The following is a 23,428-nucleotide window of genomic DNA, read 5'->3' as shown; positions in this document are numbered from 1 at the left end:
GGCGCATACTTAGGTAAGGCTAAGTTAACCTATTTCCGACAGTGCAGGCGACCGCCCCGGGGCGGTCCGGAACGCCAGGAGAGCCCATGACCGTCCCCGCAGCCCCACGCCCCGATATACGGGCCGACGAGAGGGCCGACCAGGGGCTCGACGAGCGGGCCCGCGCTCTCAGGGCCGCCGTGCGGGAGGCGGTCGGCGAGCACGCCCCGGCCCTGATCGACCTCAGCAGGCGCCTGCACGCCGAGCCCGAGACCGCCTTCGAGGAGCACAGGTCCGCCGCGCTCTGCGCCGAACTCCTCGCCGCGCACGGCTTCGAGGTCACCGCACCCGCCCACGGCCTGGACACGGCGTTCCGCGCCACGATCGGCTCCGGACCGGTCACCGTGGCCATCGCCTGCGAGTACGACGCCCTGCCCGGCCTCGGCCACGCCTGCGGGCACAACCTCATCGCCGCCGCCGGAGTCGGCGCGGCCCTCGGCCTCGCCCCCCACGCGGACGAACTCGGCCTGACCGTACGGGTCATCGGCACCCCCGCCGAGGAGCGCGGAGCCGGCAAGGCGCTGCTGCTGGACGCCGGGGCGTTCGACGGGGTCGACGCCGCGATGATGGTGCACCCCTGCCCCTTCGAGATGGCCGACTTCCGCTCCTTCGCGCTCGGCACCCTCGACGTCACCTACACCGGCCGCGCCGCGCACCCCAGTCTCAACCCGCACGAGGGCCGCAACGCCGCCGACGCCCTGACCGTCGCCCAGGTCGCCCTGGGCCTTCTGCGCCAGCAACTTCCCCCGCAGTGGCGGGTGCACGGCATCACCACCGCCGCCGGGACCGCGCCCAACGCCATACCCGACCGGGCCACCGCCACCTACGAGATACGGGCGCTGGCCGCCGAGGACCTGCGGGAGCTGCGGCAGCGGGTCGAGGACTGCTTCCGCGCCGGGGCGCTCGCCACCGGCTGCGAAGTGACCCTGGAGTGCCCCGAGCCCGACTACCTGGACTTCCGGGGTGACCCGGAGCTGATCCGCCTCTGGACCGCCAACGCCCGGGAGCTGGGCCGGGCCGAACCGGTCGAGCGCCCGCCGTTCGCCTGCACCGACATGGGCAACGTCTCGCACGCGGTGCCGTCCATCCACCCGGTGCTCGACATCAGCGGGGGAGCCTGTGGCCCGCACGAGGCCGCGTTCGCCGAGGCGGCCGTCTCCCCGGCTGCCGAACAGGCCCTGCTGGACGGGGCGGTGGGCATGGCGTGGACGGCGGCCGACTTCGCCGCCGCCAGGATCTGAGCCCAGGGCCGACGCCGTGCGGCCCGTACCGGGAGCTCCCGGTACGGGCCGCACGGCGTCGCCGTCACCCGGAGGTCACTTGGCGGAGAGCGCCTTGACGTAGTCACCCAGGACGACGTCCGCCGCGAGCGGGCCGCCGCGCGTGGACCACACGGAGCCGTCGACGGTCACGGCCTGGCCGTTCTTCACCGCGCCCAGCTCCTTGTAGGCGGGCTTGGACTGGACGTCCTTGAGCGCCTTCTCGCCGTCCGAGGTCAGCGTCGAGAGGAACAGCCAGTCGCCGTCGATCTCGTTGATCTTCTCCAGGCTCAGCGACGGTGTGTGCGCGTTGCCGTCCTTGTCCTGGGACTTGGGCCGCTTCAGCCCCATCTCCAGGGCGACGCCACTGGCGAACTGCTTGTTCTCCATCCAGCTGGGGCCGTCCGGGTTCCAGCGGACGATGGAGACCTCGGCGCCCTTGTTCTTTCCGAGATTCTCCCCGGCGGTCTTGGCGGCGGCCTCGTGGTCGGTGATGAACTTGTTGGCCGCGTCGAGCTTGTTGACGGCGTTGCCGACACCCCGGAAGAACAGCTTCCAGTCGTCGGTCGGCGCCATCGTCACCAGCGTGGCCGGAGTGATCTCGCGGAGCTGCTTGAGCACCTGCTCGTCCTGCATGTCGCCGGCGAGGATCAGGTCGGGCTTCGCGGCGACGACCTTGTCCATGACCGGCTGGAGGAGGTTGCCGACGACGTTGATGCCCTCGACCTTGTCCGCCAGGTAGGCCGGCGGCTTGTCCAGACCCTGCCCGTTGGTGATGCCGACCGGCTTGATGTCCAGCGCCAGCACCGCGTCCAGGTCCTCCTGGGTCAGCGTGACGATGCGCTTGGGCTCCGCCGGTATCTCCACGGCCTTGCCCGTGGCGTCCTTGACCGTACGGGTCGCGGAGGAGGCGGTGTCCGCCTTGCCGGCCTTGTCCCCGGAGGACTTGCCCGAGTCGGAGTCCGTCCCGCAGGCCGTCAGGAGGAGGGTGGCGGCGCCGAGCGCGGCGACGGCTTGCGCCGCTCTTCGGACGGCGGTGCGGGCGGGACGGCTGTGCAGGTTCATCAAGGGCTCCGGGTTCAACGGGACATGAAGCGTCGACGGCCGTACGGTCACGCGTGTGCGGCCGTCGGCTCGTGAGCGAGCTAAGGTTAGCCTTACTTTAGCCCCATCGGGCAAAATGCTGTCCAAGTCCTTCGGAAAGGCCGGTCTCCGTGGAAATCCGTGTCGAACAGCTCACCGCTGGATACGCCGGTCATACCGCCGTGGATCAGGTCGACCTGACGGTTCCCTCCGGTCAGGTCGTGGCGATCGTCGGGCCCAACGGCTGCGGCAAATCGACCCTCCTGCGCTCCATGGCCCGACTCCACCAGCCCCGCACCGGCACGGTGTTCGTCGGCGACGCCGACGTCTGGAAGCTGCGCCAGCGCGACGCCGCCCACCGCATCGCCCTGCTGCCCCAGGCCCCGCAGGCTCCCGAAGCGGTCACCGTCGCCGGACTCGTACGGTACGGACGCCATCCGCACCAGGGGCTGTTCCGCCAGTGGTCGCAACAGGACGAGGAGGCCGTCACCCGCGCCCTGGAGGCCACCGGCACCGCCGCCCTGGCCGGACGCCGCCTCGACCAGCTCTCCGGCGGCCAGCGCCAGCGCTGCTGGCTCGCCATGGCCCTCGCCCAGGAGACCCCCGTCGTCCTGCTCGACGAGCCCACCAGCGCCCTCGACATCGGGCACGCCGTGGAGGTCCTGGATCTGGTCCGCGAAGTCGCCGCCGAGGGCCGCACCATCGTCATGGTAGTCCACGACCTGGCCGCGGCCGCGCGCTACGCCGACACCCTGGTCGCCATGCGCGACGGCAGGATCGTCGCCTCGGGGCCGCCCCGCGAGACCGTGGACGCCGCGCTCGTGAAGGAGCTCTACGGCATCGAGGCGGAGATCCTCACCGCGGCCTCCGACGGGGCGCCCGTCGTCGTACCCAGGGTGAGCGTGCCCACGGCCGGCGTCTGACGCCGGCCCCGCGCTCCTCACGGGCACCCGAAAACACCGAGGGGCCCCTCCGTCCGGGGGCCCCTCGGTCTGTGTCCGCGTCCTGCGCCGACGCGCTCAGGCGGACGTTCCCGTGCCGCCCTCGCGAGGCGACGGCCCGCCGCCGTGGAACGCCCCGAGGATCTCCTCCGCCGCCAGCGTCGCCGTCAACGTGCCCTCCCGGACCCGCTGTTCCAGCTCCGGCACGAGCTTCCGCACCGACGGATGGCTGTACAGGCTGTCCAGCAGCTCGTCCCGGACCATGGCCCAGGTCCAGTCCACCTGCTGGTCGCGACGCTTGGCCGCCAGCCGGCCGGTGGACTCCAGGACCCTACGGTGCTGCTCCAGCCGGTCCCACAGCGTGTCGAGCCCGGTCGACTCGCGGGCGCTGCACGTGAGCACCGGGGGAGTCCAGGCCGCGTCCGCCGGATGCATCAGCCGGAGCGCGCCCGCCAGTTCGCGCGCCGCCGAGCGGGCGTCGCGCTCGTGCGGGCCGTCCGCCTTGTTCACCGCGATGGCGTCCGCCAGCTCCAGGACGCCCTTCTTGATGCCCTGCAGCTGGTCGCCGGTACGGGCCAGGGTCAGCAGCAGGAACGTGTCGACCATGTTGGCCACCGCCGTCTCCGACTGCCCGACCCCCACCGTCTCCACCAGCACCACGTCGTAACCCGCCGCCTCCATCACCACGATGGACTCCCGGGTCGCCTTGGCCACCCCGCCCAGCGTGCCCGCCGTGGGGGAGGGGCGCACGAACGCGGCCGGGTCCACCGCCAGGCGCTCCATCCGGGTCTTGTCACCCAGGATGGAACCGCCCGTACGGCTGGAGGACGGGTCGACCGCCAGCACCGCCACCCGATGGCCGAGCCCGGTGAGCATCGTGCCGAGCGCGTCGATGAACGTGGACTTGCCCACGCCCGGCACCCCGCTGATCCCGATCCGCCGGGCCGCCCCAGCGTGCGGCAGCAGCCGGCTCAGCAACTGCTGGGCCAGCACCCGGTGTTCGGCCCGTGTCGACTCGACGAGCGTGATCGCGCGCGCCACGAACGCGCGCTTGCCGTCGAGCACTCCCTGCACATAACCGTCGATGTCGATCTTCGCAGCCATCCGGTCAGCGGCTCACAGCTCGTGGCCGAGCGCGGCGCCGAGCCGCGTCACCAGGTCGTGGGCCGCGTCCGGGATCACCGTCCCCGGCGGGAAGACCGAGGCCGCGCCCGCCTCGTGCAGGGCCTCGATGTCCTGCGGCGGAATGACCCCGCCCACCACGATCATGATGTCCTCGCGGCCCTCGGCGGCCAGCTCCTCGCGCAGTGCGGGCACCAGCGTCAGGTGTCCCGCCGCCAGCGAGGAGACGCCGACGATGTGCACGTCGGCCTCGACGGCCTGCCGCGCCACCTCGCCCGGCGTCTGGAAGAGCGGGCCGACGTCCACGTCGAAGCCCAGGTCGGCGAAGGCGGTGGCGATCACCTTCTGGCCCCGGTCGTGGCCGTCCTGGCCCATCTTGGCGACCAGGATGCGCGGCCTGCGGCCCTCCGCCAACTCGAACGCGTCGACCAGCGCACGGGTCCGGTCCACGGAAGGGGACTCTCCTGCCTCTTTGCGGTACACACCGGAGATCGTACGGATCTGCCCGGCGTGCCTGCCGTACACCTTCTCCAGCGCGTCCGAGATCTCGCCGACCGTGGCCATCGCGCGCGCCGCGTCGACCGCCAGCGCCAGCAGATTGCCCTCGAGACCCGGACCGGGGTCGCTCTCGGCGGCGGCCGTCAGGGCCCGCAGCGCCTCCTGGCACTCCACCTCGTCGCGCTCCTCGCGCAGCCGGCGCAGCTTCTCGATCTGCTGGGTGCGCACCGAGGAGTTGTCGACCTTGAGCACGTCGATCTGCTCGTCGGTCTCCACCCGGTACTTGTTCACGCCGATCACCGGCTGCCGCCCGGAGTCGATCCGCGCCTGCGTCCGCGCGGCCGCCTCCTCCACCCGGAGTTTGGGGATGCCCGCGTCTATGGCCTTCGCCATCCCGCCGGCCGCCTCGACCTCCTCGATGTGCTGCCAGGCCCGCTCCGCGAGGTCCCGCGTCAGCTTCTCCACGTACGCGCTGCCGCCCCACGGGTCGATGACCCGGCAGGTGCCGGACTCCTGCTGGAGCAGGAGCTGGGTGTTACGGGCGATCCGCGCCGAGAAGTCGGTGGGCAGTGCCAGCGCCTCGTCGAGCGCGTTGGTGTGCAGCGACTGGGTGTGCCCCTGCGTCGCGGCCATCGCCTCCACGCACGTACGTGTCACATTGTTGAACACGTCCTGCGCGGTGAGCGACCACCCCGAGGTCTGCGAATGGGTGCGCAGCGAAAGCGACTTGGGGTTCTTCGGGTCGAACTGCTTGACCAGACGGGCCCACAGGAGCCGGGCCGCCCGCAACTTGGCGACCTCCATGAAGAAATTCATCCCGATCGCCCAGAAGAACGACAGGCGCGGCGCGAACGCGTCGACGTCCAGGCCCGCTTCCTGTCCGGCGCGCAGATACTCCACGCCGTCGGCGAGCGTGTACGCCAGCTCCAGATCGGCCGTCGCTCCGGCCTCCTGGATGTGATAGCCGGAGATCGAGATGGAGTTGTAGCGCGGCATCTTCTGCGAGGTGAACGCGAAGATGTCGGAGATGATCCGCATCGAGGGCGACGGCGGATAGATGTAGGTGTTGCGGACCATGAACTCCTTCAGAATGTCGTTCTGAATGGTCCCGGTCAGCTTCTCGGGCGGTACGCCCTGTTCCTCGGCGGCCACGATGTACAGCGCCAGCACGGGAAGCACCGCGCCGTTCATCGTCATCGACACCGACATCCGGTCCAGCGGAATGCCGTCGAACAACTGGCGCATGTCGTAGATGGAGTCGATCGCCACCCCGGCCATGCCGACGTCACCCGTCACCCGGGGATGGTCGCTGTCGTAACCCCGGTGGGTCGGCAGGTCGAAGGCGACCGACAGACCCTTCTGCCCGGCCGCGAGGTTACGCCGGTAGAAGGCGTTGGACTCCTCGGCCGTGGAGAACCCGGCGTACTGCCGGATCGTCCAGGGCTGGTTGACGTACATCGTCGGGTAGGGGCCGCGCAGATACGGGGCGATGCCCGGGTAGCTGTGCAGCGCGTCCAGGCCCTCCAGGTCCTCACCGGTGTAGAGCGGCTTGACCGTGATTCCCTCGGGCGTCTCCCAGAGCGGGGCCTCGGCGCCGCCGGCGGCCTTGGTCACAGCCGCCTGCCACTCCCCGGCCGAAGCGGCGGAAGCGGGGGAGCCGGCGGACGCGGGAGGCGTGAGCGGCACCTCGGAGAAGTCGGGAACGGAGGCTTTACGGTCCGTGGGCGAGGTCGGCATCACGCCACTCCCATGCGGTCGAGAACGGAGGTGAGAGCGGAGACCGCGTCGCAGCCCGCGAAGACATAGGCGTCGACATCGGCGTACTCGCCGGGGCGCCCCGCGAGGAACACCTGCGCCGCACCCGCCGACTTCAGCGCACCGGCCACCTGCTCCGCGTGCTCGGCGTAGAGCGCGTCCGACGAGCACAGCACGGCGACCGACGCCCCAGAGGCGGCCAGCGCACCGGCGGCGGTGTCCGCGTCCACGGAGACCGGGTCGTGCACCGCCTCGATCCCGCCCGCCCCGAAGAGGTTGACGGCGAAGGAGGCCCGTGCCGTGTGCGCTGCGGCCGGGCCGAGCGCCGCGACGAACACCTTCGGGCGGCTTCCGGTCGCCGCGAGGTGCGCGTCCGACCGGGCGCGCAGCGCCTCGAACGCCTCGTCGCGCCGGACCCGGGGCAGACCGCCCGGAGCACCGGCGTACGGGTCGGGTGCGGGCTCGCGCTCCACCGGGCGCTCACCGGGCATCGGGAACTCGCTGACCCCGGTGATCGGCTCCTTGCGACGCGCCAGCTTCGCACTCCGCGCCGCCCAGGTCGCGGCCAGCCGCTCCGCGACCGTCCCCGAACGCAGGGCCGCGGGCAGACCGCCCGCCCGCTCGGTCTCCTGGAAGAACGCCCAGGCGGCCGCGGCGAGTTCGTCGGTCAGCCGCTCCACGTACCAGGAGCCGCCCGCCGGGTCGATGACCCGCGCCAGATGCGACTCCTCCATCAGGATCGTCGAGGTGTTGCGGGCGATCCGCCGCGCGAACGCGTCGGGCAGGCCCAGCGCGTGATCGAACGGCAGCACCGTCACGGAGTCCGCGCCGCCCACCCCCGCGCCCAGCGTGGCGAGCGTCGTGCGCAGCATGTTCACCCACGGGTCGCGGCGCGTCATCATCACCGGCGAGGTGACGGCGTGCTGCCGCTGCGGCCCGGCGGCGGGAGCCCCCGACGCCTCGGCGACCCGCGCCCACAGCCGGCGTGCCGCGCGCAGCTTGGCGATGGTCAGGAACTGGTCGGCGGTGGCCGCGTACCGGAACTCCAGCTGCCCGCAGGCCGCCTCCACGCTCATCCCGGCAGCGGTCAGGGCCCGCAGATAGGCGACGCCGGTGGCCAGGGAGAGCCCCAGTTCCTCGCCGGCCGAACCGCCCGCCTCGTGGTACGGCAACCCGTCCACCACGATCGCGCGCAGCCCCGGGTACTCCGCGTCGCACCGCCGGGCCCAGCGCACGGCGGGGGCGAGATCCGCCTCGACGCCCGTCCGCGCCTCATGGCCGAGCGGATCGGCGCCCAGCGTGCCGCGTGCCTCGCTCCTGGCGACGCCGCGCTCCTCGTACAGGCGCAGCAGCTCCGTCGCGGCGGCGTCCAGGTCGGCCGGGGCGTCGAGGGCGACGGGCGCGAGATCGAGGTACACACCCTCCAGTGCCCGCGCGAGCCCCTCGACGGGGACGCCCGCCGGGCCGCCCACCGTGAGCCAGAGCGAGGTGACCCCGTTCTCCAGATCGCCGAGCAGCGCCTCGTTGAGCCGGGCGGGATCGGTCAGGGCGTGGCGCTGGCGCACGTCCCAGCCGCCCGCCGCGTTCCCCTCGGCCCTGCTGCCCCGGGTGAAGGGGGCGAAGCCGGGGAAGCCGGTGTCCGGCGACTCGTCGTTCGCGGTGTAGAGGGGGCGGGTGGTGAGCCCGTCCTCCAGTGTGGTGGACAGCGCTTCCTCGGCGGCCGATCCCGTGACTTCCTTGCCCGACTTGCGCAGTACGCCTTCGACGAGGCTCTGCCACTGGTCATGGGAAGGGTCGGGGAACGCGGCGGTTGGAGAGAGCCCGTCAGCAGGCTGGACCGTCATGGTCAGATGCTAGGCCAGCGCGCGGAACGAGCAGCAGGGGCACGTGCTGTGACCTTGCCCTCTCGGGTATGCACTTGATCCTTTACATACGGTCACGTAACCGGCACGGCGGACGGATGTTCGGGGCAACACGACGATCCTCGACATCGGGATGAATCGGGACACTGATGCATATTATGTGCGAAGTTTCTGATTTCTTATGTCATCCCTGGAATGCCGTATCCACCCCGGTGCCCGTTGCGGCCGCCGGGACACGGAGAGGACGCGACCGTGGCCGTCGGACCTGTGGAATACCTCGTCATCGCCTTCCCCGGCAGTCGCTTCACCGGGGCGGTCGCCCCCGCCCTCGCCGACGCCGTGTCGTCCGGCGCCGTACGCGCCGGTGACCTGGCCTTCCTCCGGCGGACCGAAGGCGGTGCGCCGGCCCCCGTGGACCTGCGGGAGCTGGACCCCGAGGGAGTCGTTCCCGCCGATACCGCGGAGGGCGGGGCGGCGGCGGTGCTGAGCGCGCAGGACATCGACCGGCTCGACCAGGGCGTACCGGCGGGCGATGTCGTCGCGATCGTCGTCCGGGAGGACCTGTGGACCACCGAGCTCGCCCGGACGGCCCGTGAGGCGGGCGGCACCTTCGTCGCGCACGAGCGCCTCGGCGCCGACGGGACCGGGACGGACGAGAGCGCGGGCGACGACATCATCAACCGGCTGGAGCGGCTCGCCGAACTGTGGAAGCGCGAGATCCTCACCGACGCCGAGTTCGTGGAGCAGAAGACCAGGCTTCTGTCGGACTGACGCGTACGTCCTGACGCGTACGACGTTGATCCTGGTATGGGGAATTCCTGGAACTCATCGGGGAAAGAGGCAGTTCATCGTGCAGACCGCCCGGACCGTTCCGGCCGCCACCGTCGTCAATCTGCGCGACCTGGGAGGCATCGCCCTCGGGCGTGACCGCCGGGTTCGGCAGGGCGTCCTGTTCCGCTCGGGTCAGCTGAGCGAACTCGACCCGGCACGCGACCGCGCGGTGGCCGCGCTCGGCATCCGCACCGTCGTGGACCTGCGCACCGCCGACGAGCGCCAGTGGGCCCCGGACCGGCTGCCGGACCGGGCCCGGCTCTTCGTCGCCGACGTGCTGGGCGACCACCCGGGCGTGGCGCCCGCCCGGCTGCGCTCCCTGCTCGCCGACCCGGCCGAGGCCGAGCGGACACTCGGGGGCGGCCGGGCCGAGGAACTCTTCGCCGAGACCTACCGCAAGATGGTCCTCTCACCGGGCGCCGCGGCCGCCTACCGGGCCTTCCTGGAGACGGCGGCCGACCCTGCCGCGCGCCCGGTGCTCTTCCACTGCACGGCGGGCAAGGACCGTACCGGCTGGGCGGCGGCCGTCCTGCTGATGATCCTGGGAGCGCCCCGCGCGACCGTGCGCTCCGACTTCCTCGCGGTCAACCCCGCCGTACGGGCCGCCTTCGCCCCCCAGGTGACGAAGTTCCTCGACGGCGGCGGCGACCCCGCCGTCGCCGCGGCGATCATCGAGGTCCGCCCCCGCTACCTCGACGTGGCGCTCGACGCCATGGACGAGCGGTGGGGCGGCCTCGACGGCTACGTCCGCAACGGCCTGCGCGTGCCCGACGCCGTACTGGAACGGCTGCGCGAGGGCCTGGTGGTCCGCGGCTGAAGCGGACGGCCGAGGCGTCGCCACAGGTGAAGGGGCCGGTCCGGCCGAGAGAGCTCTCTCGGCCGGACCGGCCCCTTCACACGGTCGTACGAACCCCGTCACAGGCGTACGAGGCGCTCCGTCAGATCGCGGTAGTGCTGCAGGGCGATCCGCAGATCCTCGGTGTCCGCCCCAAAGTCCGCGCCGCTCCCGTCCTTCCCGGACCGCAGCCGCCGCCCGCGTTCCGCCAGGGCGGCTCCGAGGTCCGCGACGACCTCCTCGAACGTGGCGTCGGCGTCCCGCACCGCCCGGTGCGGGTCCTCCACGAATCCGGTCACCGCCTGCTGGATCCGGGCGGAGAAGGCCTCCTGCTCGGCGGGGGCGAACAAGGGCTTGCCCAGTCCGGGGGCGTCCTCGGAGGGCCGCGCCACGGAGTCGGAACCGGCCTCGTGGCCCGTTTCGCCGGGCGCCGTGCGCGGATCCGGGGGCCTGACGGCCGTGGGGTCCGGGGTGCCGCCGACGGAGGTCTCCTGGGCCCCCTCGGCGTGCCCTGCGGAGCCCGGGGCCTGCGTGGGCGGCCGGACCGGTTCGGTCTCCTTGCCCGTGACCGTCCTCGTGGCCGGGTCGGGCGTGCCCGGGCGCCTGACAGGCGTACCCGTGTCGATGGGCCCGGCGCCCTTGGGGAGCCCGGTCCCGGCGGTGGCGTCCGTCCCGTCGTTCGGTGTGCGCGTCATGACGTACCCCGTCCCTTCACCAGATTCCGGTTGCTGTGTTCACGCCCGGAGGCGCCGCCCGCGAGCAGGGCGTCGAAGAGCTTGCGGGCCTCGATGAGGGCCTCGCGCCTGTCCTCGGTGCTCGCATCTCCGTTTCGGGCGGTGTGCACCCGGCGGTATCCGTCGACATGCGCGGCGTGGTGCACGGAGATGGCGTCCGTGCGGTCCTCGAAGTTCTCGCCGTCCGGGAAACCACGCTCGCGGGACAGATCGGCCAGCAGCGCGTCGGCCTCGGTGAGGGAGCGCTTCGGCGATTCGACGAACAGTTCCTGGGCGCCGGCCCAGCGGGCGGCGTAGCGCGCGCGGGCCTCCTCGGTCAGCGGGTGCTCCTCGATCGCCCCGTGTCGCTTCACCCGGTCGTCGAGCTCCCGCTCGGCCGCCTCGGTGTCGCCGCCGTGCCGCGCGACCACCCGGTCGTACTCCGGCCCGAAGCGGCTGCGCAGACCCCGGCCGCCGCCGGCGAGGCGCCCACGGAGCAGGAAGAACGCGGCGACGGCCACCACGGCGACCACGGCGATGATGATGATGGCTGTCGTCACGGCTACCGCCCCCACCGTTCATCGCCCGGTACATAGCTCTGCTGTCGCACAGTGGTCAACCCCTCTCGGTCCGGGCCCGGCGGCAATCGCCGGACGGCGTGCTGGAGTTCGTGTACCCCCGGATTTCCGTTCGAGGCAGCCGTCTGCGACGGAAGGCTTCGCGCGAGTCCCTGTGTAGGGTGAAAACGTCGGATCGACGGCAGGTCGGAGGGGCACGCGATGACGGAGCGCAAACCACCGGGGGTCAGTTTCGAGTCCTGGGTCGACCGGCAGATCCACGAGGCGCAGGAGCGCGGCGACTTCTCCCGGCTCCCGGGCTTCGGCAAACCGATCGCCGGCCTGGAACGCCCGTACGACGAGGCCTGGTGGATCAAGCAGAAGATGCAGCAGGAGGGCGTGTCGATGCTGCCGCCCGCGCTGGCCCTGCGCAAAGAAGCGGAGGACGTCCCCGCCGCGGTGGCCGCGGCCCGCACCGAGTCCGAGGTGCGGCGCATCCTGACCGAGGTGAACGAGAAGATCGAGCGCGCCTTCACGATGCCCCCCGAGGGCCCGCCGCTGCACCTCAAGCCCTTCGACGTCGAGGCGAACGTCCACCGCTGGCGCGAGGAGCACCGCCCGGCCTGAGTGCCGCCGCCATCGGGCGGTGCCTGATAATCGACGTATGGAACCGGGCGGTGCAGGACGACGACGCGGGCGCGCCCCACGGCGTGCCGACGTGGTGATCCGCCGGGCCGTGGCGCGCGACGCTGCCCGGCTGACCCGGCTGGTCCGCACCTCACGCGCCTACGAGGGCCCGTACGCCCCGATGGTCGCGGGCTACCGGGTCGGACCGGACTACATCGAGGTGCACAGGGTCTTCGTCGCCGCGGACGGTGCCACGGGCCAGGTGCTCGGCTTCTATGCGCTGCTCCTCGACCCGCCCGAACTGGACCTGATGTTCGTCGCCGACGCCGCCCAGGGGCTCGGCATCGGCCGGCTGCTCACCGACCATCTGCGCGAGGAGGCCAGTGGCGCCGGCCTCACGGGCGTCCGGATCGTCTCCCACCCGCCCGCCGAGGGCTTCTACCGGAGCATCGGCGCCGAACCGGTCGGCACGGTCCCGGCGCGCCCGCCGGCGGTGATGTGGGACCGCCCCGAACTCCTGCTCAGGACCGGCTGAGGCCCCCGGTCCGGGACGTCACTTCCCCCGGTGCCGGTCAGCCGCCGTACGGTCGGGTGATCAGCTCCAGCCAATGACCGCCGGGATCGGGGAAGTACACGCCCCGCCCGCCGTCATTGCGGTTGATCTCGCCGGGGTGCTTCCGGTGGGGATCGGCGTAGAACTCGATTCCCAGCGCCTGGATCTTCGCGAACGCGGAGTCGAACTCCGCCTCCGAAATGAGGAACGCGTAGTGCTGCGGGGTGATCGAAGCGGCGGGAACCGTCGCGAAATCCAGCGTGACGCTGTTCGCGAGAACGACCGGAATGAACGGACCCCACTCCTCGCCGACCGTCAGATCCAGCAGATCGGCGAAGAATTCGGCGGACTCGCGGTTGTCCTTGCAGTGGACGATGGTGTGGTTCAACTCGACTGACACGGTGGAATGCCTCCAACGGGCATCTCACGGGCTACCTCCACGCCTCACCCTGCCGGTGACCGACGCGCGATGCCCTGCGGCGATCTTAGACGCGCCGCACAGTCAGGTCGAGCGCGTTCGGGAATGGCCCCGCGCCGCCGGGGCACCTGTAGTCCCGAATCGAACGTCTGTCTAAGCGCCCCGGTCGGGTCGAGACGAGGAGAACACCGATGACGGAGACCCATGGCAGAGGCCGCGAGGAGACCCAGGAGGAGCGGGCGGACCGGCAGTGGTCCGAACTCCTCCAGGAACTGCGCGTCGCGCAGACCGGGGTGCAGATCCTCTTCGGCTTCATGCTCGCGGTGGTCTTCCAGGAGCGGTTCGAGGACCTGGCGGACGTCGACCGGAACATCTATGTGGTGACCGTGATGCTGGGTGCGGCGACCGCGGCGACGCTCATCGGCCCCGTCTCGTACCACCGGCTCCTCACGGGCCGCCGGATGAAGCCCCAGACGGTGATCTGGGCCTCGCGCATGACCGTTCTCGGCCTGGTCCTGCTGTTCTGCACCATGTGCTCGACGCTGCTGCTGATCATGCGCGTCGCCCTGCACAACCAACTGGCCCTCTGGCTGGTCGGCGGGATGGCGCTGTGGTTCCTGCTCTGCTGGTTCGGCTTCCCGCTGTGGGCCGTCGCCAAGGGGCGCTCCGGCCCGCGCGTGGGCGACCCGTCCGACCGGGGGAGCGACCAGGCCTGAGGGCCGGTCAGGCGGGGCTGCGCACATCGGTCACCGCGAACAGAGCGCCGTCCGGATCGCGCAGCGTGACCTCGGTGCCCTCGAAACCGGTGCGGTCCTCGACGAGGGTGCCGCCGTGCCGCTCGGCCGCGGCGACCGTCTCCGCGAGGTCCGCCACCGGGAACTGGACCTGCCAGTGCGGGCGCACCAGCGGGTCGGCCGCGGCCTCCACGGCCCCGGAGCTGATCCGGGCCAGCGGATGGCCCTCGCACCGCACGATCACCTCCTCGCCCTCGTACGCGACATCGCAGCCCCCCGGCCGCCCGCTCGCCCAGTCGAGCACCTCGCCGTAGAAGATCGCCGCGTCGAAGGCGTTCCGGGTCCGCAGCCGCAGCCAGGAGTGGGCGTGATCGGCGGGGGCCGGCGGCGACGTGGAGGGTTCGGTGCGCTGCCACAGGCCGAAGGACGCCCCGTCCCGGTCCGAGGCCAGCACCCCGCGCCCCTTGCCGAGCGTCAGCGGGCCCACCGCGACCGTCCCGCTGCGCTCGCGGATCCGGGCGGCGGCCACGTTCGCGTCCTCGACCGAGAAGTACGGCGTCCAGGCCACCGCGACCTGGAACGCCGAGGAGACGGCGAAGAGGCCGGCCACCGGGACCTGACCGCGGTAGGCGACCGAGAAGTCGGACCCGAGCCGCCCGGGGCGGAACGACCAGCCCAGCACCTGGGAGTAGAACCGCTCGGCGGTCTCCCGGTGCCGCGTCATGAGGGTGACCCAGCACGGTGCGGCCGGCCCCGTCAGGGGCGCTGCCGAGGAGGCCGTACGGGCATCGCTTCCGGTCATGGTCCACTGCCTTCGTCGGGGAGCGGCGTCCTGCCCGGCCGCTGCGGTCCAGGAACCAGCCTCGACCGGCCCGCCCGGTCCCGCAACGCGGGCCGTACGCCGGACCCGGTCACAGTCCGGCGCGCGGCGGGGCGTTCGTGACGTCGAGGAAGACCTGGTCGGCCTGCGGCCACCGGTCGGCCATCGCCTCGCGGATGCGCATCGACACCTCCTCGATGCGCTCGCTGTCGATACCCGGGGCGAGGTCGATACGGGCGGCCACCAGGACCGAGTCCATGCCGAGGCGCATCGTGAGCAGCTCGGCGACGTTGTCGATCTCGCTCTGGCGCATCAGGAAGCCCACCAGATCGCGGCGCAGCTCCGGATCGACGGCCTCGCCGATCAGCTGGTCGCGGGCGTCCCGTCCGAGCCGGAAGGCCACGTAGACGAGCAGCAGTCCGATCCCCAGCGAGGCGGCCGCCTCCCACACCACACTTCCGGTGGCGAGACGCAGGGACATGCCCGCCATCGCGAGGGTCACGCCGAGCACCGCCGTGCTGTCCTCGGCGATGACGGTACGCAGCGCCGGGTCCAGCGAGCCGCGCTTCTCACCGCGCGCCTGGTGCAGGGCCCGCGTGAGGGAGGTGGCCTCGGCGACGAAGGCGACACCGAGGACGATCAGCCCCGCCGTGTAGCCCTCGGGGGATTCATCGGACCTCCTGGACAGAGGGGCCGGCGTGACGCGCCCCCCCTGGGGGACGGGCGGGTCAGTTGCGAGGCTGTTCTTCGTCGGGCGGCATCGGGTGGTTGCCGTGGTCCTTCAGCTCGTACGGCGACAGGGCGTGGCCGTCCTCGGGGAAGCGGTCGGAGGAATGCGGGTCGGTCTGCTCGATGTGCGTACGCCGCTCGGGCTTCTCCGGCTGCTCATGGGGCTGGGGCGGCGGCGGCTCGGCGTCGTGCTTGCGCTTGCTGAGGAGGAAGCCGCCGATCAGCAGGGCCACGACGGCCAGTGCCACGACGCCCATGAAAATCCCCAGAGCCCCCGTGCCGTCCGCGAGCGTGATCCCGTCGGGCCCATCGGCCGCATTGACTGCCATCAGAACATCCATGTCATCGGCATACCCCGAGAGAAGGGCATCAGTCAGCTATTCACAGCAATTCATGTTTTATGGGTATCTCAGGGGAAACCGGTTTCACCACCGCGGGTCAGGACACCCCTCCTGCCCGCACTCCGAAAATTCAGGCACCTCGGAAGGAACCACGGTGAACAGCACTCCCGAGCAGAGCGGCGAGGAGCACCCGGCAGGCCGGGAGGTGGTGGTCTCGCTCAGCCGCTGCGACACCGAGGACGCCCGGACCGTGTTCGACGTGCTCGCCACCGGCTTCGCCTCCGACCACCCGATGGGCGAGACCCCCGAGCAGACCTCCGGCCCCCGTCCGACCGTCTGGGTCACCACCGTCGACGTGTCCGAACCGAAGGCCGACGCCACCCCCGCCCACCTCGGCGCACCGGTCACGGTGGACGCCCAGGGCGGCTACTGGGCCGTCGACCGGCTGCGTACCCATCTCACCGGCGCCTTCGCGGTGAGCGTGGTCGGCACGGCCGCCGGGGACCAGGAGCAGGAGGTCCGGCTGCGGCTGCAGAGCCGCTGACCGGCCGGACGAGGACACACCCGGAACACGACCGGGGGCGAGACCTGCCCCGCGGCGAAGCGAAAGGCGCGCGCATGGATTCCCTCGCTCTCGGAGCGGACCTCGGACCGGAACCGGTCGTCGACGAACACTCCACCGTGACCCTGTTCGTCAACGGCGAGGAGACGACGCTGACCGTCGACCACCGCGCCACGGTCCTGGAGACGCTCCGGGAGCGCTTCGGCCTCACCGGGGCGAAGAAGGGCTGCGACCACGGCCAGTGCGGGGCCTGCACGGTCCTCGTCGACGGGCGGCGCATCAACAGCTGCCTGCTGCTCGCCGTCACCCAGGACGGCGCCACGGTCACCACGGTGGAAGGGCTCGCCGACGGTGAGAGCCTGCACCCGGTGCAGCAGGCGTTCGTCGAGCGGGACGCCCTCCAGTGCGGCTTCTGCACCCCGGGCCAGATCTGCTCGGCCGTGGGCATGCTCCGTGAGGCCGCCGACGGGCACCCCTCGCACGTCACCGAGCCGGATACCGCGACCGGGCCGGTCGCACTCGACGCCGACGAGATCCGGGAACGCATGAGCGGCAACCTGTGCCGGTGCGGGGCCTACCCCCGGATCGTCGAAGCCATCGAGGACGTGATCGAGTGAAACCGTTCGGCTATGCGCGCCCCGCCTCCACCGACGAGGCCGTCCGGCTCTGCGCGGCCGGTCCCGGCGCCCGCTTCCTGGGCGGCGGCACCAATCTGGTGGACCTGATGAAACTCGGCGTGGAGACGCCCCGGATCCTCATCGACGTCTCCGGGCTGCCCCTGGACCGGGTGACCCGGACGGCGGACCGCGGCCTGAGCATCGGCGCCACCGTGCGCAACAGCGACCTCGCCGCCCACCCCGACGTGACGGAGAACTACCCGGCCCTGTCCCAGGCGCTGCTGGCCGGGGCCTCCGGCCAGCTCCGCAACGCCGCCACCACCGGCGGCAACCTGCTCCAGCGCACCCGGTGCCGCTATTTCCAGGACGTCTCCAAGCCCTGCAACAAACGGGTTCCCGGCTCCGGCTGCCCCGCGCTCGAGGGAACCCACCGCGACCTCGCGATCCTCGGGCACTCGCCGGAGTGCGTGGCCACCAACCCGTCCGACATGGCCGTGGCCCTCGCCGCGCTGGACGCGACCGTGCTCCTCGTGGGGCCCGAGGGCGAACGGGCCGTACCGCTCACCGAGTTCCACCGCCTGCCGGGGGAGAACCCCGACCAGGACACCGTGATCAGGCCCGGCGAGCTGATCACCGAAGTGGTGCTCCCGCCGCCGGTGCCCGGGGCGGCCTCCCGCTATCGCAAGGCCCGCGACCGCGCCAGTTTCGCCTTCGCCCTCGTCTCCGTCGCCGCCACGCTCCGGGTGGCGGCGGGCCGCGTGGAGCACGCCACGCTCGCGTTCGGCGGCGTCGCCCACCGGCCGTGGCGGGCCCGCAGGGCGGAGGCCGAACTGCGCGACGCCCCGGCCACCCCCGCCGCCTTCCAGCACGCCCTGCTCGCCGAGCTGGCCGAGGCGCGTCCGCTGCGCGACAACGCGTTCAAGGTGGACCTCGCCCGCCGCCTCGCCCTGGACGTGCTCGGCGAACTCACCGAGCGGCAGCCGACCCGGACCGGCTGAGCCCGTTCGTACCGGCTGAGCCGCCGTCCCGGACCGGCTGAGCCCGCCGTTCCGGACCGGCTGAGCCCGTCCGTACCGGCTGAGCCCCCGCCGTCCCGGCCGCTCCCGGCGGTAACGGCCGCCCTCCCGCACCACCGACCCCCGAGGATCCCCGCCATGACCACGCAAGCCCCGCAGTTCCCCGGTGCGCCCGTCGTCCGCAGAGAGGCCCGGGACAAGGTCACCGGCACCGCCCGCTACGCGGCCGACCGCACCCCCGCCGGCTGCCTGTACGCCTGGACCGTCCCGGCCACGATCGCGGCCGGACGCGTCACCGCCGTCCGGGCCGTCGACGCCCTCGCCGTACCCGGCGTCCACTCCGTCCTCACCCACGACAACGCGCCCCGGCTCCAGGAGCCCGACGACCCGATTCTCGCCGTGCTCCAGGACGACCGCGTTCCGCACCACGGCATGCCGGTCGCCCTCGTGATCGCGGATTCGCTCGAAGCCGCCCGGACCGGAGCCGGGGAGCTCCACATCGAGTACGAACGCGACCCGCACGACGTCACCCTCACCGAGGACCACCCCGGCCTGTACACGCCCGAGGAGGCCAACGGCGGGTTCCCCGCCGTCCGCAACCGGGGCGACGTGGAACGGGCCCTGGCGGCGTCGCCCGTCCAGACCGACGCGACGTACCGGATGGACGCGCTGCACAACCACCCCATGGAGCCGCACGCCGCCACCGCCGTATGGGCCGACGGACATCTCACCGTCCACGACTCCAGCCAGGGCTCCGACAAGGTACGCGGCAGCCTCGCCCAGGCGTTCGGGCTCGACCCTGAACGCATCACCGTGGTCTCCGAGCACGTCGGCGGCGGGTTCGGGTCGAAGGGCACCACCCGCCCCCAGGGGATCCTGGCCGCGATGGCCGCCCAGCACACCGGGCACCCCGTCAAACTCGTCTTCCCCCGGGCCCAGCTCGCGGAGGTCGTCGGTCACCGGGCCCCCACGATCCAGCGGGTCCGGCTCGGCGCCGACCTCGACGGCGTGCTCACCGCCGTCAGCCACGAGGTGGTCACCCAGACCTCCACCGTGAAGGAGTTCGTCGAGCAGGCCGCCGTGCCCGCCCGCGTCATGTACGCCTCGCCGAACTCCCGCACCGGGCACCGGGTGGTCGCCCTCGACGTGCCCAGCCCCTCCTGGATGCGCGCCCCGGGGGAGGCCTCGGGGATGTACGCCCTGGAGTCCGCCATGGACGAACTCGCCTCCGCGCTCGGCCTCGACCCGGTCGAGCTGCGGCTGCGCAACGAACCCGCGACCGAACCGGACAGCGGTCGCCCCTTCAGCAGCCGCGGCCTCGCCGCCTGCCTGCGCGACGGTGCCGCACGGTTCGGCTGGCGCGACCGCGCCCCCCGCCCCGTCGCCCGCCAGGAGGGCCGCTGGCTCATCGGTACGGGCGTGGCCTCCGCGACGTACCCCGTCCTCGTCTCCCGGTCCACCGCGAGCGCCCACGCCGCCCCGGACGGCTCCCTGACCATCCGGGTCAACGCCACCGACATCGGCACCGGGGCCCGCACCGTGCTGGCCCAGATCGCCGCCGACGCGCTCGGCACCGACCCCGTGGCCGTCCACGTCGACATCGGCTCCACCGACCTGCCCACCGCCCCGCTGGCCGGCGGCTCCTCCGGCACCGCCTCCTGGGGCTGGGCCGTGCACGAGGCCGCCGCCGACCTCGCCGCCCGCCTCGCCGGACGCTCCGGGCCGCTCCCCGCCGAGGGGATCACCACCACCGCCGACACCGAGCAGGAGACCGCCGAGGAGTCCCCGTACGCCCGGCACGCCTTCGGCGCCCACTTCGCCGAGACGGCCGTCGACGCCGTCACCGGCGAGGTGCGCGTCCGCCGGCTCCTCGGGGTGTACGCCGCCGGGCGGATCCTCAACGCCCGCACCGCCCGCTCCCAGTTCACCGGCGGCATGGTGATGGGCATCGGCATGGCCCTCACCGAGGGCTGCGGCATCGACCCGGTCTTCGGCGACTTCACCGCCAAGGACCTCGCGTCCTACCACGTGCCCGTCTGCGCCGACACCGCCGACATCCAGGCCCACTGGATCGAGGAGGACGACCGCCATCTGAACCCCATGGGCAGCAAGGGCATCGGCGAGATCGGGATCGTCGGCACCGCCGCCGCCATCGGCAACGCGGTCCGCCACGCCACCGGCGCCCGGCTGCGCGAACTGCCCCTCACCCCGGACACCTTGCTGCCCTACCTGCTGTGACCGGGCACCGCCTCCCACCAGCACGGACGGCCCAGCTGTTGCGCGTCCGGCGTACCGGCCTCACCCTGAGGAGTGACCCAGAAGTGATAAGTGCTCACGCTTCGTGTTCGGGGGTTGTTCGTACGACGGGGTGAAGTACGACGGGGTGAAGCACGTGGGCCTCGTGGTGAGGAGCCTCGACGATGACCGTTCCACTCGACCGGCACTACTCGGTCGAACTGCAGGTATCGGCAGAGCGCGTTTCCCAGCTGCGGCGGATCGTCGCCGCACACCTCCGTCACTGGAGTCTCGATCTGCACGTCCGGCCGGTGTGCCGGGCCCTGGACGAACTCCTGACCAACGTTCACCGGCATGTCGGCGACGGCAACACCTGCGTCCTCGAACTCCGCTGGACCGGACGGCACGTGACCGTGTCCGTCGCCGACAACAGCGCCCGGATGCCACGGCTGCTGCCGGCCGGCGGCGGGCTGAGCCGGGTCATGGCCCTCAGCGACAGCTGGGGCACCTGCCGGACCACGGACGGCAAAGTGGTCTGGTTCACCCGCTACGCCGAGGCGCCGAACGCCGCGGGACTGCTCCCGCACGCCCCGCTGCCCGGCGTCCGCACCGCCCGTGCCGTCCCGGTGGCGGTGCTCGTGTAACCGCCCCGAGCAGGCGGCCCGCACACCGGCCGACGCGGATCGTGTCCCCTGGGCACGCATGATCCGCGTCGGCCGGGTATGTGCGGGGGAGGGAGAGGGCCGCGTTGCCCGGACCGGTGCGGCGCGGCACGGTCGGACTACCGATGCAAGGAGGCCACTGCCATGCCCATCGCGACGGTCAACCCCGCGAACGGCGAACTGATCAGGTCATTCGACGCCCTCGGTGACGAGGAGACCGAACGCCGGATCACCGCCGCCGCGGAGACCTTCCGCCAGTACCGCACCACCCCCTTCGAGCAGCGCGCGGCCTGGCTGAACCGGGCCGCCGACCTCCTCGACGCGGACCGCGACACCATCGCCCGCACGATGACCGTCGAGATGGGCAAGCCCATCACCGCGGCTCGTGCGGAGGCGGCCAAGTGCGCGAAGGCGATGCGCTGGTACGCCGACCGTGCCGAGGGCCTGCTCGCCGACGAGCACCCGGACCCCGCCGACGTGACGGACTCCGGCGCCTCCCGCGCGCTGGTCCGCTACCGTCCCCTCGGCGTGGTCCTCGCCGTGATGCCGTGGAACTTCCCGCTCTGGCAGGTGGTGCGCTTCGCCGCACCCGCCCTGATGGCGGGCAACGTCGGGCTCCTCAAGCACGCGTCGAACGTCCCGCAGACCGCCCTCTACCTGGAGGACCTCTTCCACCGGGCCGGATTCCCGGCGGGCTGCTTCCGTACGCTGCTGATCGGCTCCGGCGCCGTCGAGGCCGTCCTGCGCGACCCGCGGGTCGTCGCCGCCACGCTCACCGGCAGCGAACCGGCCGGGCGCGCCGTCGCCGCCACCGCCGGTGACGAGGTCAAGAAGACCGTGCTGGAACTCGGCGGCAGCGACCCCTACCTCGTCCTGCCCTCGGCGGACGTGGAGAAGGCCGCCGCCACCGCCGTCACCGCACGCGTCCAGAACAACGGCCAGTCCTGCATCGCCGCCAAGCGCTTCATCGTCCACGCCGACGTGTACGACGCGTTCGCCGAACGCTTCACCGCGGGCATGCGCGCCCTGACCGTCGGCGACCCGCTGGAGGAGGCCACCGACATCGGGCCGCTCTCCACCGAACAGGGCCGGACCGACCTGGAGGAACTCGTCGACGACGCCGTCGGGCGCGGGGCCGAGGCACTGTGCGGGGGACGCCGTCCCGACAAGCTCGGCGGCGGCCTGGAGAACGGCTGGTTCTACGAGCCCACCGTGCTCGCCGGCATCACCACCGCCATGCGCATCCACCGCGAGGAGACCTTCGGCCCGGTCGCCACCCTCTACCGGGTCGCCGACCTCGACGAAGCGATCCACCTGGCCAACGACACCCCCTTCGGCCTCAGTTCCAACGTCTGGACCCGCGACCCGGGCGAACAGGAACGCTGCGCCCGGGATCTGGAGGCCGGCGGAGTCTTCTTCAACGGGATGACCGCCTCGCACCCCGCCCTGCCCTTCGGTGGCATCAAGCGCTCCGGTTACGGCCGCGAGCTGGCCGGGCACGGGATCCGCGAGTTCTGCAACGCGACCACGCTCTGGTACGGGCCCGAGGCCTCCTGACGACCGCCCGAGCCGGGCCCCGTACGGCCCGGCCGGGGCGATGCGCGATCATGGGCGGCGACCCTGCCCGGCCGGAGAGAGGCTGCCATGAAGCTGCGCTGCGCCGTCATCGGGGACTTCCAGTCCGTGGCCACCACCGTCGTCGACTGGTCGCCCGTCACCGACGACGTCGAGATCGTGACGTTCACCGAGCACCTCGCGACGGTGGACGAGGCGGCCGCCGCCCTCGACGGCTTCGACATCGTGGTCACCCTGCGCGAGCGGGTGCCCTTCCCGGCGGAGCTGTTCGCCCGGCTGCCCCGGCTGCGGCTGCTCGTCGCCTCCGGTATGCGCAACTCCGTGATCGACTTCGACGCCGCGCGGCGGCACGGTGTCGAAGTCTGCGGCACCGCCAGCTCCTCCACCCCGCCCGTCGAGCTGACCTGGGCCCTGCTGCTGGGCCTGGCGCGCGGGATCGTCCCCGAGGCCGAGGCCCTGCGTACGGGCGGGCCCTGGCAGTCGACCCTCGGGGCCGATCTGCACGGGCGGACGCTCGGCCTGCTGGGGCTCGGGAAGATCGGAGCCCGGGTGGCGCAGGTGGGCCTGGCCTTCGGCATGGACGTGGTGGCCTGGAGCCGCAACCTCACGAAGGAACGGACCGACGAGGTCGGGGTGGGACTGGCCGCGTCCAAGGAAGGCCTGCTGGACTCCAGCGACTTCGTCTCCGTCCACCTGGCGCTCGGCGAGCGGACCCGGGGGCTGATCGGCGCGGCCGAACTCGCCCGGATGCGCCCGACCGCGTACCTGATCAACACCTCCAGGGCCGCCATCGTCGACACGGACGCCCTGCTCGCGGCCCTGGACGCGGGCACCATCGCGGGGGCAGCGACCGATGTGTTCGACGTCGAGCCGCTGCCTGCCGACGACCCGGTGCGGACGGCCCCGCGGCTGCTGGCCACCCCGCACCTGGGCTATGTGTCACGCGCCAACTACGAGACGTACTACGGCCAGGCGGTGGAGGACATCAGGGCGTTCCTCGACGGGGAGCCGGTCCGCCGCCTGGGCTGACGGCGCAGCGACCTC

At 72.4% G+C, this 23,428-nt stretch carries 23 protein-coding genes and 1 pseudogene; 14 read left to right on the top strand and 10 right to left on the bottom strand.

What is annotated here, in order from left to right; genetic code table 11:
- Positions 1 to 86: 86 nt before the first annotated feature.
- Positions 87 to 1,280 (top strand): M20 family metallopeptidase, encoded by a 1,194-nt coding sequence (locus WQO_RS01315; RefSeq protein WP_010060808.1) that lies wholly within the window; start codon positions 87 to 89, stop codon positions 1,278 to 1,280.
- 75 nt (positions 1,281 to 1,355) lie between these two features.
- Here the strand turns inward: WQO_RS01315 and WQO_RS01310 are convergent, their stop codons facing one another.
- Complete coding sequence (locus WQO_RS01310) at positions 1,356 to 2,363, bottom strand: ABC transporter substrate-binding protein (RefSeq protein ID WP_010060806.1); 1,008 nt, start codon at positions 2,361 to 2,363, stop codon at positions 1,356 to 1,358.
- Between the two features lie 149 nt (positions 2,364 to 2,512).
- On the opposite strand from WQO_RS01310, the gene WQO_RS01305 reads away from it, so the two are divergent.
- Entirely contained in the window at positions 2,513 to 3,304 is a 792-nt protein-coding gene (locus WQO_RS01305) for an ABC transporter ATP-binding protein (protein ID WP_010060804.1), read from the top strand.
- A 96-nt stretch (positions 3,305 to 3,400) separates the two neighbouring features.
- Here WQO_RS01305 and meaB read toward each other — a convergent pair whose 3' ends face one another.
- The 3 genes from meaB to WQO_RS01290 are packed head-to-tail and all read right to left on the bottom strand — an operon-like array spanning position 3,401 to position 8,541.
- On the bottom strand, positions 3,401 to 4,426 hold the full coding sequence (meaB, locus tag WQO_RS01300) for a methylmalonyl Co-A mutase-associated GTPase MeaB (protein ID WP_010060803.1): 1,026 nt from the start codon (positions 4,424 to 4,426) through the stop codon (positions 3,401 to 3,403).
- Positions 4,427 to 4,438: 12 nt separating this feature from the next.
- Positions 4,439 to 6,679: a methylmalonyl-CoA mutase gene (gene scpA / locus WQO_RS01295; protein WP_010060801.1), complete on the bottom strand. Its 2,241-nt coding sequence runs from the start codon at positions 6,677 to 6,679 to the stop codon at positions 4,439 to 4,441.
- Complete coding sequence (locus tag WQO_RS01290) at positions 6,679 to 8,541, bottom strand: methylmalonyl-CoA mutase family protein (protein WP_010060799.1); 1,863 nt, start codon at positions 8,539 to 8,541, stop codon at positions 6,679 to 6,681. The genes scpA and WQO_RS01290 overlap by 1 nt, the downstream gene beginning before the upstream one ends.
- Before the next feature lie 270 nt (positions 8,542 to 8,811).
- Here WQO_RS01290 and WQO_RS01285 point away from each other — a divergent pair, with 270 nt between their 5' ends.
- Together WQO_RS01285 and WQO_RS01280 are read left to right on the top strand one after the other, a co-directional pair.
- On the top strand, positions 8,812 to 9,330 hold the full coding sequence (locus WQO_RS01285) for a DUF6325 family protein (RefSeq protein ID WP_010060796.1): 519 nt from the start codon (positions 8,812 to 8,814) through the stop codon (positions 9,328 to 9,330).
- A 79-nt stretch (positions 9,331 to 9,409) separates the two neighbouring features.
- Positions 9,410 to 10,207, top strand: a complete 798-nt coding sequence (locus tag WQO_RS01280) for a tyrosine-protein phosphatase (protein ID WP_010060795.1) — start codon at positions 9,410 to 9,412, stop codon at positions 10,205 to 10,207.
- Between the two features lie 98 nt (positions 10,208 to 10,305).
- Here the strand turns inward: WQO_RS01280 and WQO_RS01275 are convergent, their stop codons facing one another.
- The gene (locus WQO_RS01275) at positions 10,306 to 10,920 is read right to left on the bottom strand and encodes a hypothetical protein (RefSeq protein WP_010060794.1); all 615 of its coding nucleotides are present in this window, start codon (positions 10,918 to 10,920) and stop codon (positions 10,306 to 10,308) included.
- Positions 10,917 to 11,498, bottom strand: a complete 582-nt coding sequence (locus WQO_RS01270; RefSeq protein WP_010060793.1) for a hypothetical protein — start codon at positions 11,496 to 11,498, stop codon at positions 10,917 to 10,919. The genes WQO_RS01275 and WQO_RS01270 overlap by 4 nt, the downstream gene beginning before the upstream one ends.
- A 219-nt stretch (positions 11,499 to 11,717) precedes the next feature.
- On the opposite strand from WQO_RS01270, the gene WQO_RS01265 reads away from it, so the two are divergent.
- Complete coding sequence (locus tag WQO_RS01265) at positions 11,718 to 12,122, top strand: DnaJ family domain-containing protein (protein ID WP_010060792.1); 405 nt, start codon at positions 11,718 to 11,720, stop codon at positions 12,120 to 12,122.
- A gap of 37 nt (positions 12,123 to 12,159) precedes the next feature.
- Positions 12,160 to 12,657 (top strand): GNAT family N-acetyltransferase, encoded by a 498-nt coding sequence (locus tag WQO_RS01260; protein ID WP_029182310.1) that lies wholly within the window; start codon positions 12,160 to 12,162, stop codon positions 12,655 to 12,657.
- Between the two features lie 37 nt (positions 12,658 to 12,694).
- Here the strand turns inward: WQO_RS01260 and WQO_RS01255 are convergent, their stop codons facing one another.
- Positions 12,695 to 13,075, bottom strand: coding sequence for a VOC family protein (locus WQO_RS01255; RefSeq protein ID WP_029182309.1), 381 nt, complete (start codon positions 13,073 to 13,075; stop codon positions 12,695 to 12,697).
- Between the two features lie 209 nt (positions 13,076 to 13,284).
- Here WQO_RS01255 and WQO_RS01250 point away from each other — a divergent pair, with 209 nt between their 5' ends.
- Positions 13,285 to 13,809, top strand: a complete 525-nt coding sequence (locus WQO_RS01250) for a DUF6328 family protein (protein WP_010060788.1) — start codon at positions 13,285 to 13,287, stop codon at positions 13,807 to 13,809.
- 7 nt (positions 13,810 to 13,816) lie between these two features.
- On the opposite strand, the gene WQO_RS01245 is transcribed toward WQO_RS01250, so the two are convergent.
- The 3 genes and pseudogenes from WQO_RS01245 to WQO_RS01235 all read right to left on the bottom strand — a co-directional run bounded on the left by WQO_RS01245 (position 13,817) and on the right by WQO_RS01235 (position 15,717).
- Positions 13,817 to 14,629, bottom strand: a complete 813-nt coding sequence (locus tag WQO_RS01245; RefSeq protein ID WP_010060786.1) for a VOC family protein — start codon at positions 14,627 to 14,629, stop codon at positions 13,817 to 13,819.
- Between the two features lie 109 nt (positions 14,630 to 14,738).
- Positions 14,739 to 15,335: pseudogene (locus WQO_RS01240) on the bottom strand (cation diffusion facilitator family transporter); the annotation flags it as partial.
- Between the two features lie 40 nt (positions 15,336 to 15,375).
- Positions 15,376 to 15,717 (bottom strand): DUF6479 family protein, encoded by a 342-nt coding sequence (locus WQO_RS01235; protein ID WP_029182308.1) that lies wholly within the window; start codon positions 15,715 to 15,717, stop codon positions 15,376 to 15,378.
- Positions 15,718 to 15,871: 154 nt separating this feature from the next.
- Between WQO_RS01235 and WQO_RS01230 the strand changes: the two genes are divergently transcribed.
- The 7 genes from WQO_RS01230 to WQO_RS01200 all read left to right on the top strand — a co-directional run bounded on the left by WQO_RS01230 (position 15,872) and on the right by WQO_RS01200 (position 23,413).
- Positions 15,872 to 16,261: a hypothetical protein gene (locus WQO_RS01230; RefSeq protein WP_010060781.1), complete on the top strand. Its 390-nt coding sequence runs from the start codon at positions 15,872 to 15,874 to the stop codon at positions 16,259 to 16,261.
- A gap of 74 nt (positions 16,262 to 16,335) precedes the next feature.
- A complete protein-coding gene (locus WQO_RS01225) occupies positions 16,336 to 16,896 on the top strand; it encodes a 2Fe-2S iron-sulfur cluster-binding protein (protein ID WP_010060780.1) in 561 nt (186 codons plus the stop codon).
- Positions 16,893 to 17,894, top strand: a complete 1,002-nt coding sequence (locus WQO_RS01220; RefSeq protein WP_010060779.1) for an FAD binding domain-containing protein — start codon at positions 16,893 to 16,895, stop codon at positions 17,892 to 17,894. The genes WQO_RS01225 and WQO_RS01220 overlap by 4 nt, the downstream gene beginning before the upstream one ends.
- Positions 17,895 to 18,050: 156 nt before the next feature.
- Positions 18,051 to 20,150: a xanthine dehydrogenase family protein molybdopterin-binding subunit gene (locus tag WQO_RS01215; RefSeq protein ID WP_010060778.1), complete on the top strand. Its 2,100-nt coding sequence runs from the start codon at positions 18,051 to 18,053 to the stop codon at positions 20,148 to 20,150.
- A 182-nt stretch (positions 20,151 to 20,332) separates the two neighbouring features.
- Positions 20,333 to 20,791, top strand: a complete 459-nt coding sequence (locus WQO_RS01210; RefSeq protein WP_010060777.1) for an ATP-binding protein — start codon at positions 20,333 to 20,335, stop codon at positions 20,789 to 20,791.
- A 162-nt stretch (positions 20,792 to 20,953) separates the two neighbouring features.
- Positions 20,954 to 22,366, top strand: coding sequence for an NADP-dependent succinic semialdehyde dehydrogenase (locus WQO_RS01205; protein ID WP_010060775.1), 1,413 nt, complete (start codon positions 20,954 to 20,956; stop codon positions 22,364 to 22,366).
- 87 nt (positions 22,367 to 22,453) lie between these two features.
- A complete protein-coding gene (locus WQO_RS01200) occupies positions 22,454 to 23,413 on the top strand; it encodes a D-2-hydroxyacid dehydrogenase family protein (RefSeq protein WP_010060773.1) in 960 nt (319 codons plus the stop codon).
- Positions 23,414 to 23,428: the final 15 nt, after the last annotated feature.

The sequence above is a fragment of the Streptomyces globisporus C-1027 genome (assembly GCF_000261345.2).
GTDB classification, from domain to species: domain Bacteria; phylum Actinomycetota; class Actinomycetes; order Streptomycetales; family Streptomycetaceae; genus Streptomyces; species Streptomyces pakalii.
Note: the sequence above shows the minus strand (reverse complement) of the source record. Positions and strands in the feature narration are given on the sequence as shown.

Coding starts and splice junctions, on each gene's coding strand:
- WQO_RS01315 (WP_010060808.1), top strand. CDS start 87: ATGACCGTCCCCGCAGCCCCACGCCCCGATATACGGGCCGACGAGAGG.
- WQO_RS01310 (WP_010060806.1), bottom strand. CDS start 2,363: ATGAACCTGCACAGCCGTCCCGCCCGCACCGCCGTCCGAAGAGCGGCG.
- meaB (WP_010060803.1), bottom strand. CDS start 4,426: ATGGCTGCGAAGATCGACATCGACGGTTATGTGCAGGGAGTGCTCGAC.
- scpA (WP_010060801.1), bottom strand. CDS start 6,679: ATGCCGACCTCGCCCACGGACCGTAAAGCCTCCGTTCCCGACTTCTCC.
- WQO_RS01290 (WP_010060799.1), bottom strand. CDS start 8,541: ATGACGGTCCAGCCTGCTGACGGGCTCTCTCCAACCGCCGCGTTCCCC.
- WQO_RS01275 (WP_010060794.1), bottom strand. CDS start 10,920: ATGACGCGCACACCGAACGACGGGACGGACGCCACCGCCGGGACCGGG.
- WQO_RS01265 (WP_010060792.1), top strand. CDS start 11,718: ATGACGGAGCGCAAACCACCGGGGGTCAGTTTCGAGTCCTGGGTCGAC.
- WQO_RS01260 (WP_029182310.1), top strand. CDS start 12,160: ATGGAACCGGGCGGTGCAGGACGACGACGCGGGCGCGCCCCACGGCGT.
- WQO_RS01250 (WP_010060788.1), top strand. CDS start 13,285: ATGACGGAGACCCATGGCAGAGGCCGCGAGGAGACCCAGGAGGAGCGG.
- WQO_RS01245 (WP_010060786.1), bottom strand. CDS start 14,629: ATGACCGGAAGCGATGCCCGTACGGCCTCCTCGGCAGCGCCCCTGACG.
- WQO_RS01235 (WP_029182308.1), bottom strand. CDS start 15,717: ATGGATGTTCTGATGGCAGTCAATGCGGCCGATGGGCCCGACGGGATC.
- WQO_RS01225 (WP_010060780.1), top strand. CDS start 16,336: ATGGATTCCCTCGCTCTCGGAGCGGACCTCGGACCGGAACCGGTCGTC.
- WQO_RS01215 (WP_010060778.1), top strand. CDS start 18,051: ATGACCACGCAAGCCCCGCAGTTCCCCGGTGCGCCCGTCGTCCGCAGA.
- WQO_RS01210 (WP_010060777.1), top strand. CDS start 20,333: ATGACCGTTCCACTCGACCGGCACTACTCGGTCGAACTGCAGGTATCG.
- WQO_RS01205 (WP_010060775.1), top strand. CDS start 20,954: ATGCCCATCGCGACGGTCAACCCCGCGAACGGCGAACTGATCAGGTCA.
- WQO_RS01200 (WP_010060773.1), top strand. CDS start 22,454: ATGAAGCTGCGCTGCGCCGTCATCGGGGACTTCCAGTCCGTGGCCACC.